We start from the raw sequence: 13,957 nt of genomic DNA, 5'->3' as shown, positions 1-13,957 counted from the left end.
GCCGGACGTCAGCCGGCCCGCAGGAACCGGATCGCCTCGTCGCGGCGGTAGAGATAGAGAAGCGTTCTTAAGGCGCGACCGCGTTCCGAGGTGAGTTCCGGATCGCGGTCGATCACATAGGCCGCGTCCTTGCGCGCCATCTCCAAAAGATCGCCATGGGCTTCCAGGCTTGCGATGAGGAAGCCGGGCGTCCCGGACTGGCGCGTGCCGAGGAGTTCGCCTTCGCCGCGCAGCTTCAGATCTTCCTCGGCGATCACGAAGCCATCCTCGGTCTCGCGCAGGATCGAAAGGCGTGCGCGGCCGGCTTCGCTGAGCGGGCTCTTGTAGAGCAGGATGCAGGTCGACGCCTCGTCGCCGCGTCCGACGCGGCCGCGCAACTGATGCAATTGCGCGAGGCCGAAGCGCTCGGCATGCTCGATCACCATTATCGTCGCGTCCGGAACGTCGACTCCGACCTCCACGACGGTCGTTGCCACGAGCACGCGAATTTCGCCGTTCTTGAAGGCGAGCATGACGGCGTCCTTTTCCGGTCCCGCCATGCGCCCGTGCACGAGCCCGACGTCCTTGCCGAATCGCCGGGCGAGGCTCTGATGGCGCTCGTCGGCCGACATGACGTCGGTTTCCTCCGATTCCTCGACCAGAGGGCAGATCCAATAGGCTTTCTTGCCTTGCCGCAGCGCCGCATCGAGCCTGTCGATCACCTCGTCGGTGCGCTCGGTCGGGATGGTGACGGTCTGGATCGGCTTGCGGCCGGCAGGTTTCTCGGTGAGCTTCGATACGTCCATGTCGCCGAAAGCGGCAAGCACCAGGGTGCGCGGGATCGGCGTCGCCGTCATCACCAGCATGTGCGGCGAAATACCCTTTGCGGTCAGGCGCAGCCTCTGGTGGACGCCGAAGCGGTGCTGTTCGTCAACGACTGCGAGCACGAGCTGTTGATAGTTCACCGCGTCCTGGAAGAGGGCATGCGTACCGATGACCATCTGCGTCTCGCCGGTGGCGATGCGCTCGAGGATCGCCTCGCGCTCCTTGCCCTTCGTCCGGCCGGTCAGGACGTCGATGGTGACGCCGGCCGGCGCCGCCATCCTCGAAAGCGTGGCATGATGCTGGCGCGCAAGGATTTCCGTGGGCGCCATCAGGACCGCCTGGCCGCCGGACTCGACCGCGGCAAGCATCGCCATCAGCGCCACGGCGGTCTTCCCGGAGCCGACGTCCCCCTGCAGGAGGCGCAGCATGCGCTCCGCCCCGGACATGTCGGCAAGAACGTCCCTGACGGCGGCCGACTGGCTCTTCGTCAGCGAGAAGGGAAGGGCGGCAATGACCGGCCCGCTCAACCGGCCGGTCGGATGAACCGGCGTACCGGCAACCTTGCGCAGGCGCTGGCGGACAAGCGCGAGCGAAAGTTGGCCGGCGAGAAATTCGTCATAGGCAAGCCGCCGGCGCGCGGGCGCCTGCGGATCTATATCCGTTTCGTCACGCGGATCATGCAGCCGCTGAAAGCTCTCTTTCGCGCTTTGGAAACCCTGCTGGCGAAGCACCGGCTCATCCAGCCATTCAGGCAGGTCCGGGACCCGGCCGACGGCCGCCTCTATCGCCTTGCGGAGCGCCTTGGACGAAAGCCCGGCGGTGAGCCCGTATACGGGCTCGACGAGCGGCAGGCTCCCGGCTTCCTCGGCCCGCACCATATAGTCCGGATGGACCATGGAGGCCCGTCCGTTGAACCAATCCACCTTGCCGCTGACGATGACCGTTTCATCGACGGGCAGGGCTTTCTCGAGCCAGTTTCCCTTGACGTGGAAGAAGGTGAGCGCCAGCTCGCCGGTATCGTCGTGGAGGAAGACGCGATAGGGGACGTTCGGCCTGCCGCGCGGCGACGGCTGGTGGCGGTCGACACGGCCGGTAATCGTGACGATTGCGCCTTGCGGCGCGTAGGCTATGCCGGGTTGCCGGCGCCGGTCGATCAGCGAATGCGGAGCATGGAACACGAGATCTACGACGCGGCAGTCCTCGATCGTCTCACGCCCGAGCAGCCGGGCGTAGAACTCGCCGGTCTTCGGCCCGATGCCGGGGAGCGAGTCGAGGGGTGAAAACAGCGGATCGAGGAGGGCAGGGCGCATGCACGGGAAATTGCGACGATAATTCCGGCTTTGGCAAGGCTGACAACCCGCTTTTCAGCGTTTATACCAGCGGCCCCGTGATCACGATCCGCCGCAACGGCGGATCAAGGAAGGACGTCCCCATGACCGGCATTTCGCGCACGAGCGCCGATCTCGACCCGCGTCGGCGCAGAATCCTGTTCCGCGCCTGGCATCGCGGCATTCGCGAGATGGACCTGATCCTCGGCCAATTCGCCGAGGCGGAGCTCGCTTCGCTCTCGGAGGCGGAGCTCGACGAGCTCGAAACGATCATGCGCGAGGAGGACGCCGACCTCGTTCGCTGGATCACCGGAGAAAAGCCGCTGCCCGAGCGCTACGCGACAGACCTCTTCGCGCGCATCGCCGCCTACCGTCCAGATTTCGACCCTGTCCTGCAAGAGACGAAGTAGACACGACGATGATACCCGGCCTCGATCCGAAGAAGATCCTTGCGGCAACGCGAGAGCTGACCATCGGCCCGGTGCCCTCCGGCGCCGAGGCGCTGGTGCTCGCCGACCTGGCCCGCGCCGGGACGCCCGTCGCCTATATCCTTTCCGACGGCCAGCGCATTGCCGATCTCGAGCAGGTCCTGGGCTTCGTCGCGCCGGACATTCCGGTTCTGACCCTGCCGGGGTGGGACTGCCTGCCCTACGACCGCGTCTCGCCGAGCGCTGATATCTCGGCACGCCGGCTGGCGGCGCTTAGCGCCCTGATCGCACACCGGGCGAAGCCCCATCCGGCGATCGTGCTCGTCACCGTCAACGCCGCCCTGCAGAAGATTTCGCCGCAGGACGTGATCGAAAGCCTCGCCTTTTCGGCGCGCCCGGGCAACCAGATCCGGATGGACGATCTCGCCTCCCGGCTCGAGCGAAACGGTTTCGAGCGCGTGCCGACGGTGCGCGAGGTCGGCGAGTTCGCGGTCCGCGGCGGCATCCTGGACGTCTATGTGCCGGGCAGCAGCGAGCCGCTGCGCCTCGATTTCTTCGGCGACACGCTGGAGACGATCCGCTCCTTCGATCCGGCCAGCCAGCGCACGATCGGGCAGGTCCGCTCCCTCGATCTCAATCCGATGAGCGAGGTGTCGCTGACGCCGGAGACGATCAGCCATTTCCGCAAGCAGTATCTCTCGCTCTTCGGCGCGGCGACGCGCGAGGACGCGCTTTACCAGGCCATCTCCGAAGGGCGCCGCTATGCCGGCATGGAGCATTGGCTGCCACTCTTCTATGACCGTCTCGAAACGGCCTTCGATTACCTCGAAGGCTTTCGCATCGTCACCGATCATCTTGCGCGTGAGGCGGCTTCCGAACGCTCGAAATTGATCCTCGACTATTATGATGCGCGCCTGGCCTCGGCATCGCCGGCCAAGTCGCAGATGACCCAGGGCACGCCGTACAAGCCCGTCCCGCCGGAATTGCTCTATATGAGCGCGGACGGCTTCGCTGCGGCGCTCGCCGAGCGCAACGCGATCCGCCTGTCGCCGTTTTCGGAACACGAGGGCGAAGCCCGTCACGTCGTCGCCATCGAGGCGCGCCAGGGCTTGCGTTGGGCGAAGGCCGCAGGCGAGGCGGATAGCGACGGCGCGCGCGTCAACGTCTTCGACCAGGCCGTACGGCATATTGCCGAGAAGCGCGCGAAGGGCGCGAAGGTCGTCGTTTCAGGCTGGACCGAGGGATCGCTCGATCGACTTCTCCAGGTCCTCGCCGAGCATGGTCTCGCCAATATCCGGCCGGTGAAGGCCCTCGCCGATCTCAAGGCGCTGAAGCCCGGCGAGGCGGCGTCCGCAGTGCTCAGCCTCGAGGAGGGCTTCGAGACCGGCGACTTCGTGTTCATCGGCGAGCAGGACATCCTAGGCGACCGGATGGTGCGCCGCTCGAAGCGCCGCAGGCGCGCGGCGGACTTCATCGCCGAGGTGACCGGCCTCGACGAGGGCAGCTACGTGGTTCATGCCGAGCACGGCATCGGCCGCTTCGTCGGTCTGCGCACGATCGAGGCCGCCGGCGCCCCGCATGATTGCCTCGAACTCGTCTATGCGGACGATGCCAAGCTCTTCCTGCCGGTGGAAAACATCGAGCTACTGTCGCGCTACGGCTCGGAAGGAACCGATGCGATCCTCGACAAGCTCGGCGGCGTCGCCTGGCAGGCGCGCAAGGCGAAGCTCAAGAAGCGGCTGCTCGACATGGCGGGCGGTCTCATTCGCATCGCCGCCGAGCGGCACACCCGGCACGCGCCGGTCCTTGCCGCGCAGGACGGTGTCTATGACGAGTTTGCCGCCCGTTTCCCCTACGACGAGACCGAGGACCAGCTGACCTCAATCGATGCGGTTCGCGACGATCTCGGAGGCGGCCGGCCCATGGACCGCCTCGTTTGCGGCGACGTCGGCTTCGGCAAGACGGAGGTGGCGCTGCGCGCCGCCTTCATCGCCGCGATGAACGGCGTTCAGGTCGCGGTCGTCGTGCCGACGACGCTGCTCGCGCGCCAGCATTTCAAGACCTTTTCCGAGCGCTTCCGCGGCCTGCCGATCCGTATCCAGCAGGCGTCCCGCCTCGTCGGTTCCAAGGATCTGGCATTGACGAAGAAAGAGGTTGCCGACGGCAAGACCGATATCGTCGTCGGTACCCATGCGCTGCTCGGTTCCTCGATCAAGTTCGCCAATCTCGGCCTGCTGATCATCGACGAGGAGCAACACTTCGGCGTCAAGCACAAGGAGCGCCTGAAAGAGCTGAAGACCGACGTGCACGTCCTTACATTGTCGGCAACGCCGATCCCTCGCACGCTGCAGCTTGCGCTGACCGGCGTCCGCGAACTTTCGCTGATCACCACCCCGCCCGTCGACCGCATGGCGGTGCGGACCTTCATCTCGCCCTTCGATGCGCTGGTCATCCGCGAGACCCTGATGCGCGAGCACTATCGCGGCGGTCAGAGTTTCTACGTCTGTCCGCGGGTGAGCGATCTTTCGGAGATCCACGAATTCCTGAAGTCCGACGCGCCGGAATTGAGGGTGGCGGTGGCGCACGGCCAGATGCCGGCCACGGAACTCGAAGACATCATGAACGCCTTCTACGAAGGGCGCTTCGATGTGCTTCTGTCGACGACGATCGTCGAGTCGGGCCTCGACGTTCCGACCGCCAACACGCTGATCGTGCACCGCGCCGACATGTTCGGCCTGGCGCAGCTCTACCAGCTCCGGGGCCGGGTCGGGCGGTCGAAGGTGCGTGCCTTCGCGCTCTTCACCTTGCCTGTCAACAAGACGCTGACAGGGCCGGCGGAGCGGCGGCTGAAGGTGCTGCAGTCGCTCGACACGCTCGGAGCCGGCTTCCAGCTCGCGAGCCACGACCTCGATATCCGCGGGGCGGGCAACCTGCTCGGCGAGGAGCAGTCCGGCCACATCAAGGAGGTTGGCTTCGAGCTCTACCAGCAGATGCTGGAGGAGGCCGTCGCCGAGCTCAAGGGCGAGGAGGAAGTCCGCGATACCGGCTGGTCGCCGCAGATCTCGGTCGGCACCCCGGTCATGATCCCGGAAGAATACGTGCCCGATCTCAATCTGCGGCTCGGCCTCTACCGTCGCCTCGGCGAACTCACGGACCTCAAGGAGATCGACGGCTTCGGTGCCGAACTGATCGATCGTTTCGGCCCGATGCCGACCGAGGTCCAGCATCTGCTGAAGATCGTCTATATCAAGTCGCTCTGCCGCACCGCGAATGTCGAGAAGGTCGATGCCGGTCCCAAGGGCGTCGTCGTCCAGTTCCGCAACAAGGAATTCCCGAACCCGGCCGCCCTTGTCGGCCATATCGCCAAGCAGGGCACGCTCGCAAAGATCCGCCCGGACCACAGCATCTTCTTCCAGCGCGAGCTCGCGACACCGGAGAAGCGCCTCGCCGGCGCCGCGATGGTGATGACCCAGCTTGCGGCGCTGGCGAAGCCGGCCTGAGGGCGCCCCGCTTCCCCGTCTCCAAACGCCGCCCGCCGCGCAGAAGCAGACTGGTCAGTGAGCCGGCCCGGCCGCCTTCATCTGGGCGATCTCGCGCAGCGCGTTCGTCAGCGTTTCGACCGACTGCGCCCCCATAACGGCATATTGTTGCTCGATGATCATGCAGGGAACGCCGGTCACGCCGATTTCCCGGGCCATGTCGATTTCCTGGCCGACGGCGTCCTTGTCGGCGTCGGAGGCGAGAAGGGCGGCAATGACGGGGCGGTCGAGACCGGCCCGTTCAGCAATGTCGAGCAGAACGTCGTGGTCGCCGACGTTGCGGCCTTCCTCGAAATTCGCCTTGAAGAGCCGGCGCACGACGTCCGCCTGCGCGGCATCGCCGCTTGTGGCGGCCCAGCGGATCAGCCGATGGGCATCGAGCGTGTTGGGGCTGATCTTCACCGCGTCGAAATCGAAGGCGATACCGACTTCCTGCCCGAGGCCCTCGAGCATCTGATGCGCCCGATCGACGGCCGCCTGGCCGCCCAACTTCGCGGCGAGGTGCTGCTTATGATCGACGCCTTCCGGCGGCAGGTCCGGGTTGAGCTGATAGGGACGCCACTGGATCGCAACGTGAACCTCGCCGGCGACATTGGCGACGGCCTGGTCGAGGCGGTTCTTGCCGAGATAGCACCACGGGCAGACGACGTCCGAGACGATATCGATATTGACGGTTTGCATGGCACTACCTTCCTTTTCGCTAAAGCTGCGACATAGGCCGGCAGGCGACGGCTTTCAATGCGTTACCGAAAAGGAACCTGGTCACTTTGCCTGCTGCGCGCGCTCGTCCCACCAGGCCGGCAACTGATAGCCGTAGAGCGGCGTCGTGGACGGCCGGCCGATATGTTTCCAACGGGCAATCCATTGGGCATCGAGGTGATAGAGTGGCACCAGATAGGAATTGTTGACGAGCAGCCGGTCGTGGGCGCGAACGGCAGCGGTGAAATCCTCGGGTGTACGCGCCTGCAGGATGTTGTTGATCAGCTTGTCGACGTCCTTGTCGGCGACGCCGGCGAAGTTGGAGCTGCCTTGGCGATCACGCGAAACGGACCCCCAATAGGATATCTGCTCGGCGCCCGGCGATAGCGACGATGGAAAGGACTTGATGATGACGTCGTAGTCGAAGGATTGGCTGCGCAACTGGTACTGGGAATCATCGACGGTCCGTACGGTCGCGACGATGCCGAGCGGCGCCAGGAAGCGCTGAAAGGCAAGCGCGATCTTCTCCTGGCCTGCGTTCTGGCTCATGATCTCGAAGGCGAGCGGCGTGCCCTTGGCGTCGACCATCTTGCCGTCCTTGATGGAGTACCCGGCTTCCCGAAGCAGGGTCACGGCTTCCCTGAGCACGTTGCGGTCACGGCCCGAGCCGTCGGTCACAGGCAGGCGGTAGGTGCCGTCGAGGATCGCGGGATTGATCTTCTCCCTGACGTCGCCCATCAAGCCGAGCTCACGGTCGTCGGCCGCGACGCCGAGGAAGGAAAGCGACGAATTCTGCCAGTAGCTCTGGGTGCGCGTATAGGCATTGTCGAAGAGATTCTTGTTGACCCACTCGAAGTCGAAGACGAGGGCGAGCCCCTGGCGCAGCTTGACGTTGTTGAACACCGGCCGGCGGGTGTTGAAGACGAAACCGAGCATGCCGGATGGAGTCTTCGGCTTGAAAGTCTCCTTGATCACCTCGCCGGAGCGCACGGCGGGAAAATCGTAGGCGCGCGCCCATTTCGTGGCGCTGCCTTCCGGATAGATATCGACCTCGCCCTTCTTGAAGGCCTCGAAGAGCGTGTTTTCCTGCAGGAAATACTCGACGGAAATCTCGTCGTAATTGTCGAGACCGATTTTCGACGGCAGGTCCTTGCCCCAATAGTCGGGATTGCGGCGGTAGACGATCCGCTCGCCGGGGCGGACCTCGGCGACGCGGTAGGGGCCGGAGCCGAGCGGCGGCTCCAGCGTCGTGCGATCGAAGGCTTCGATATTGACGGCGTGCTTCGGAAGCACCGGCGAAAGCGCCAGCAACAACGGGAACTCGCGGTCGGCATCTTCCGTGAAGGTGAAGCGCACGCTGCGCTCGCCGACCTTCTCCATCTTCGCCACCTTCGACAGACGATTGCTGAAGGGCGCGCGCCCCTTGTCGCGCATGAGTTCAAAGGTGAAGATCACGTCCTCGGCGGTCACCGGCTGCCCGTCGGCCCAGCGCGCCTTGGGGTTGAGGTTGAACTGGATGAAGGTGCGGTCGTCGTCCCACTCCACCGTCTCGGCGAGCAGCCCGTACATGGTGAAGGGCTCGTCCTGCGATCGCTGCATCAAGGATTCATAGACGAGATTGCCGAAGGCCGGGTCCCACATGCCCCGGGCGGTCGTCCGCATGCTCTTCAAGATGAAGGGATTGAGGCTGTCGAACGTGCCGACGACGCCATAGGCGATCTTCCCGCCCTTCTTCACGTTCGGATTGACATAGGGAAAGTGCTTGAAGTCGGCCGGAAGGGCAGGCTCTCCGTGCATGGAAATAGCATGGACGGGGGCGGCGACAGCTTGATTGGCAAACGTGCTGGCTGCGAGGAGCATGACCAGACCGGAAAGAACTGCGCGCAACTTCACCTCCCGTGGGATTCTATGGGCAGTGGATTCTATGGGGCCGATTCCCGGCACGTTATCAATGCATGATCACATTTCCAACCTTTGGCGGCAGCGGACGGGCAAAACCGCGCAAGCGGGCGTTGCGCCGACCGACCGACACGATTGGCTGCGAAAAACGCAACGAAACACTGGATAAACGGCACGAGCCAATGTAACAGGTGTTTCCGGAATCGGGGCCATTCAAATGCCTCATTTGGCCAACAGGACAGCGGCGGCTGACGATACTCACCAGCGGAACGGTAGTTCCGTGACCGGATTTCAGGAGACGGAATCACAATGATCTTCAAGTCGAACTTCACCAAACGCGCGGCGATGGCAGCACTGGGGCTCTCCGTCGCAGCCGCCGGTGCGCCGAGCATCGCATCTGCCCAGCAGGCAGGTGGCAAGCCGCCGCAGGGGTGGTTCAAGGTCTGCACCAAGCAGGAAGACAACGATGTCTGCATCGTCCAGAACCTGCTCACCGCCAACAACGGTCAGCTCATAACGGCGGTCGGCCTCATCACCGTCTCCGGTAAGGTCAACCGCAAGGTCCTGCAGGTCTCCGTACCCTCTGCCCGCATGATTCCGCCGGGCGTCCAGATGCAGATCGACGGCGGCAAGGGCGTCAAGCTCGACTACGCTATCTGCATGCCGGACAAGTGCGTTGCCGAGGCGCCGCTTTCCGACGCGCTCATCGCCAGCCTGAAGAAGGGCAACGAGGTCGTCTTCACCTCGGTCAACTTCCAGCGCGCTCCGAACCCGATCAAGATGACGCTCGAAGGCTTCACCGGCGTGTTCGACGGCGAGCCGATCGAGCAGTCGCAACTGGAGGAGCGCCAGCGCCTGCTGCAGGAAGAAATGCAGAAGAAGGCCGAGGACGCGCGCAAGAAGCTCGAAGAAGCGCAGAAGGCCGCCAAGCAGCAGTAAGCGTTTCATTTCGCCGATGACGACACGCCCGGATCAGCGATCCGGGCGTCTTCGTTTGTGAATGGACGAACCAATAACCGGCCTCGCGCCGCCGCTCTATCGCTTGTTTTTTGTGCGACGCCAGGTGATTCCACCCGACTGCAAAATGCTTTAGTGCTGATATATGGCCTTGGGCCTGTAGTGACCGGCGTCGGCCTTTTCGAACAGGGCGTCTACCTGGGTGTGGCGGATCGGCCTGTCGCTATCGTCGGAGACGAGGTTCTGCTCCGAAACATAGGCAACGTACTCGGAATCGTCGTTTTCCGCGAACAGGTGATAGAAGGGTTGATCCTTTTCAGGCCTTATCTCCTGCGGGATCGCGTTCCACCATTCCTCGGTATTCGCATATTCCGGGTCGACGTCGAAGATGACGCCGCGGAACGGGAATATCCGATGGCGAACCACCTGTCCGATCTCAAATTTCGCGTTTCTTTGTTTCATGACGCAACACATCCTTTCAGACAATTATCTGGGTTGTCGCATATGGAACATCAATAGGCGGGCGAACTTCATGCTGGCGCCATTGAAAAAGGCGGGTTTCGGATGAAACCCGCCTTGCTCGTTCGTCGCGAAGGGGCGGGCTCTCATTGAAGATGCCGCCCGTACCGTCATCAGACGGAATAGTACATGTCGAACTCGACCGGGTGCGGGGTCATCTCGAAGCGCATGACTTCCTGCATCTTCAGTTCGATGAAGGAGTCGATCTGGTCGTCGTCGAAGACGCCGCCGGCGGTCAGGAACTTGCGGTCCTTGTCGAGGCTTTCAAGTGCTTCACGCAGGCTGCCGCAGACGGTCGGGATCTTCTTCAGCTCCTTCGGCGGCAGGTCATAAAGGTCCTTGTCCATGGCCTTGCCGGGGTGAAGCTTGTTCTTGATACCGTCGAGGCCTGCCATCAGCATGGCGGCGAAGGCGAGATAGGGGTTGGCGCTCGGGTCCGGGAAGCGGACTTCGACGCGCTTGGCCTTCGGGTTGCTGCCGAACGGGATACGGCAGGAGGCGGAGCGGTTGCGGGCCGAGTAGGCGAGCAGAACCGGCGCTTCGTAGCCCGGAACGAGACGCTTGTAGGAGTTCGTCGACGGGTTGGTGAAGGCGTTTAGCGCCTTGGCATGCTTGATGATGCCGCCGATGAAGAAGAGGCAGTTCTCCGACAGGCCGGCATATTCGTCGCCGGCAAAGGTCGGCCTGCCGTCCTTCCAGATCGACAGGTGCACGTGCATGCCCGAGCCGTTGTCGCCGAAGATCGGCTTCGGCATGAAGGTCGCGGTCTTGCCATAGGCATTGGCGACCTGATGCACGACATACTTGTAGATCTGCATCTTGTCGGCGTTGCGCACGAGCGCGTCGAACTTGACGCCGAGTTCATGCTGGGCAGCCGCCACTTCGTGGTGGTGCTTTTCGACCGTGACGCCCATTTCGGCGAGGACGGTGAGCATTTCCGAGCGCATGTCCTGGCTGCTGTCGACCGGCGGAACCGGGAAATAGCCGCCCTTGATGCGCGGACGATGGCCGAGGTTGCCCGTCTCGTAGTCGGTGTCGTCGTTGGAGGGGAGTTCCGAGCAGTCGAGCTTGAAGCCCGTGTTGTAGGGGTCGGCCTTGTACTTGACGTCGTCGAAGACGAAGAACTCGGCTTCCGGACCTACGAAGACGGCATCGCCGATGCCGGAGGCCTTGAGATAGGCTTCCGCCTTCTTCGCCGTGCCGCGCGGGTCGCGGTTATAGGCCTCGCCGGAGACCGGATCGAGGATGTCGCAGAAGATGACCATCGTGGACTGCGCGAAGAACGGGTCCATATGGGCCGTTTCCGGATCGGGCATCAGCACCATGTCGGACTCGTTGATGGCCTTCCAGCCGGCAATCGAGGAGCCGTCGAACATCACGCCGTCGGCGAACATGTCCTCGTCGACCACGGCGATATCCATCGTTACATGCTGCAGCTTGCCCTTCGGGTCGGTAAACCGCAGGTCGACGAATTTGACGTCGTTATCCTTGATTTGCTTCAGAACTTCACTCGCAGTCGTCATTTCTTGTAATTCCCTGTGTGTGATGACGAGGATTGAAAAAATCGGGGCCGGACGGCCCCTCTATGAGGCGAGGTTATATCAGACGACGTGATCAGATGGCGTCGAGGCCGGTTTCACCGGTGCGGATTCGGATGACTTCTTCCACGTTCGACACGAAAATCTTGCCATCACCAATGCGGCCGGTCTGCGCGGCATTGCGAATGGCTTCGATGACGGCCTCCGCATTTTCATCCGCCAGCACGACCTCGACCTTCACCTTCGGCAGAAAGTCGACGACATATTCGGCGCCCCGGTAGAGCTCCGTGTGTCCCTTCTGCCGTCCGAAGCCTTTTGCTTCCGTGACGGTAATACCCTGCAGGCCGACCTCTTGAAGAGCTTCCTTCACTTCGTCGAGCTTGAAGGGCTTTATGATCGCTTCGATCTTTTTCATGAGAAAATGTCTCTCCGCTTCTCCCTGAACAGCAGGTTCGAGCCCGCTCGCCCCCCAATATGCATGTAGCGTGCCAAATTTATAGAGGAATGACGTGGCAAGCGCCAAATTTCCCGGGTGAATTCGCGGCGGTCGGCTGCCCGAACGCGTCGGCTGTCGGCATTCTGCCTATTTTTTATGAGATTTCGCCGTCTGTGCGGACAATCCTGTGGCTGGCGCCGCCGTTTCGCACTCATCGCCCGTTATTTGAGCACCATAAACGTGCAAATGCATAAATTATGAGCATTTCGGTTCGATCTCACGCCGTCCATCGCGCACTTGTCTTGCGCTCCCGGGCGCGCTTAGATCGGTCCATGCCAGATAAGCTCCAGGATATCCTCGTGACCCCCGCCGAAATGGCCGCGATCGACAGGGACGCGGCCTCGTCGGGCATCGACAGCTTTTCGCTGATGCGTTCGGCGGGGACCTCCGTGTCGGCTGCGGCCTTGCGGCTCTTTCCGGCGGCGCTGCGTTTCGTCGTCCTTTGCGGCCCGGGCAACAATGGCGGCGACGGCTATGTCGCAGCCGCCGCCCTGGTGGAGAGCGGCGCGGAGGTTGCGGTGTTTTCGTTCGGCGATCCGGCGATGCTGAAGGGCGACGCGGCTCGGGCGCGCGATGCCTGCGCGCTGACGCCGGAATCCGTTGAGGCCTACCGGCCCCGGACGGGTGACGTCGTCATCGATGCGCTTTTCGGGGCAGGGCTCGCGCGCGATTTGCCGGAGCCGTTGCAGGCGGTGATCGAACGGGTGAACGAAAGCGGCATCCCCGTCGTTGCGGTCGATCTGCCTTCCGGCCTCGACGGTCGCACTGGCGAGGTGCGCGGCGCGAGTTTCGTTGCGGCCCACACGGTCACCTTCATGGCCGCCAAGCCCGGCCACGTGCTGATGCCGGGCCGCAGCCGCTGCGGCACGCTGGAGGTGGCCGACATCGGCATTCCGGCGCGACTCATCAGCGCGCGCGCCGGCCATCTGCGCGTCAACACGCCCGCGAGCTGGAAGGACCATGCCGCCGCGCTCGATCCGGCGACACACAAGTACAGGCGGGGGCACCTCGGTGTCCTATCCGGAGGACAGGCGGCGACCGGCGCAGCCCGGCTCTCGGCCGCCGTCGGCCTCCGTGCCGGCGCGGGCCTCGTCACGCTCGCCTCGCCGCCGGACGCGCTCGCCGTCAACGCGGCACACCTTACGGCCGTGATGCTGAAGGAGGTGAGGAACGCCTCCGATCTTGCGGCGTGGCTCAAGGACAAGCGGCTGAACGCCTTCGTGCTCGGCCCCGGTTTCGGCATCGGCAAGAAGGCGAGGGACTTTGCCCTGATGCTCTGCGACCGGGCACTGGTGCTCGATGCCGACGGGATGACTTCGTTCAGCGAGGGAAGGGCGGAGCTCTTCGAGCGAATAGCGCAGGGCGGCGGCGACGTCGTCATGACGCCGCATGAAGGCGAGTTTGTCCGCCTTTTCCCGGAAGTGGCCGCGGATGCCCGACTCTCCAAGATCGAAAAGGCTGCAGCCGCGGCGAAGCTCAGCCATGCGGTGATCGTCTTAAAGGGACCGGATACGGTGATTGCCGACCCGTCCGGCCGCGCGGTCGTCAACGCCAACGCGCCGCCGTGGCTCGCGACCGCGGGCTCGGGCGACGTGCTTGCCGGCATCGTCGGCGCGCACCTGGCGCAAGGCATGCCGGCCTTCGAGGCCGCCGCCGCCGCCGTGTGGCGCCACGGCGAAGCGGGCACCCGGGCAGGCCGCACGGCGACGGCCGAGACGCTCGTCGACCACATACCGCCGCTTGCATGAGG

The 13,957-nt window shown here is 63.8% G+C and carries 10 protein-coding genes; 4 read left to right on the top strand and 6 right to left on the bottom strand.

The window, feature by feature from the left end; all coding sequences use genetic code 11:
- Nucleotides 1–8 precede the first annotated feature (8 nt).
- Complete coding sequence (gene recG, locus ATB98_RS12495) at nt 9–2,114, bottom strand: ATP-dependent DNA helicase RecG (protein ID WP_066874044.1); 2,106 nt, start codon at nt 2,112–2,114, stop codon at nt 9–11.
- Between the two features lie 122 nt (nt 2,115–2,236).
- Here recG and ATB98_RS12490 point away from each other — a divergent pair, with 122 nt between their 5' ends.
- The gene (locus ATB98_RS12490) at nt 2,237–2,542 is read left to right on the top strand and encodes an FAD assembly factor SdhE (RefSeq protein WP_066874042.1); all 306 of its coding nucleotides are present in this window, start codon (nt 2,237–2,239) and stop codon (nt 2,540–2,542) included.
- 8 nt (nt 2,543–2,550) lie between these two features.
- Nucleotides 2,551–6,060 (top strand): transcription-repair coupling factor, encoded by a 3,510-nt coding sequence (gene mfd / locus ATB98_RS12485; protein ID WP_066874040.1) that lies wholly within the window; start codon nt 2,551–2,553, stop codon nt 6,058–6,060.
- Nucleotides 6,061–6,114: 54 nt separating this feature from the next.
- On the opposite strand, the gene ATB98_RS12480 is transcribed toward mfd, so the two are convergent.
- Together ATB98_RS12480 and ATB98_RS12475 are read right to left on the bottom strand one after the other, a co-directional pair.
- Nucleotides 6,115–6,780 (bottom strand): DsbA family oxidoreductase, encoded by a 666-nt coding sequence (locus ATB98_RS12480; protein WP_066874038.1) that lies wholly within the window; start codon nt 6,778–6,780, stop codon nt 6,115–6,117.
- An 81-nt stretch (nt 6,781–6,861) separates the two neighbouring features.
- The gene (locus ATB98_RS12475) at nt 6,862–8,685 is read right to left on the bottom strand and encodes an extracellular solute-binding protein (RefSeq protein WP_153435531.1); all 1,824 of its coding nucleotides are present in this window, start codon (nt 8,683–8,685) and stop codon (nt 6,862–6,864) included.
- A gap of 321 nt (nt 8,686–9,006) precedes the next feature.
- Here ATB98_RS12475 and ATB98_RS12470 point away from each other — a divergent pair, with 321 nt between their 5' ends.
- Nucleotides 9,007–9,636: an invasion associated locus B family protein gene (locus ATB98_RS12470; RefSeq protein ID WP_066874034.1), complete on the top strand. Its 630-nt coding sequence runs from the start codon at nt 9,007–9,009 to the stop codon at nt 9,634–9,636.
- A gap of 150 nt (nt 9,637–9,786) precedes the next feature.
- On the opposite strand, the gene hspQ is transcribed toward ATB98_RS12470, so the two are convergent.
- From hspQ to ATB98_RS12455, 3 genes are all read right to left on the bottom strand, one after another.
- Nucleotides 9,787–10,116, bottom strand: coding sequence for a heat shock protein HspQ (hspQ, locus tag ATB98_RS12465; protein WP_066874032.1), 330 nt, complete (start codon nt 10,114–10,116; stop codon nt 9,787–9,789).
- A gap of 170 nt (nt 10,117–10,286) precedes the next feature.
- Nucleotides 10,287–11,696, bottom strand: a complete 1,410-nt coding sequence (gene glnA / locus ATB98_RS12460) for a type I glutamate--ammonia ligase (protein ID WP_066874030.1) — start codon at nt 11,694–11,696, stop codon at nt 10,287–10,289.
- Between the two features lie 91 nt (nt 11,697–11,787).
- Entirely contained in the window at nt 11,788–12,126 is a 339-nt protein-coding gene (locus ATB98_RS12455) for a P-II family nitrogen regulator (RefSeq protein WP_003528058.1), read from the bottom strand.
- A gap of 353 nt (nt 12,127–12,479) precedes the next feature.
- Here ATB98_RS12455 and ATB98_RS12450 point away from each other — a divergent pair, with 353 nt between their 5' ends.
- Nucleotides 12,480–13,955: a bifunctional ADP-dependent NAD(P)H-hydrate dehydratase/NAD(P)H-hydrate epimerase gene (locus ATB98_RS12450; RefSeq protein ID WP_066874028.1), complete on the top strand. Its 1,476-nt coding sequence runs from the start codon at nt 12,480–12,482 to the stop codon at nt 13,953–13,955.
- Nucleotides 13,956–13,957 lie beyond the last annotated feature (2 nt).

Source organism: Sinorhizobium saheli (genome assembly GCF_001651875.1).
GTDB classification, from domain to species: domain Bacteria; phylum Pseudomonadota; class Alphaproteobacteria; order Rhizobiales; family Rhizobiaceae; genus Sinorhizobium; species Sinorhizobium saheli.
Note: the sequence above shows the minus strand (reverse complement) of the source record. Positions and strands in the feature narration are given on the sequence as shown.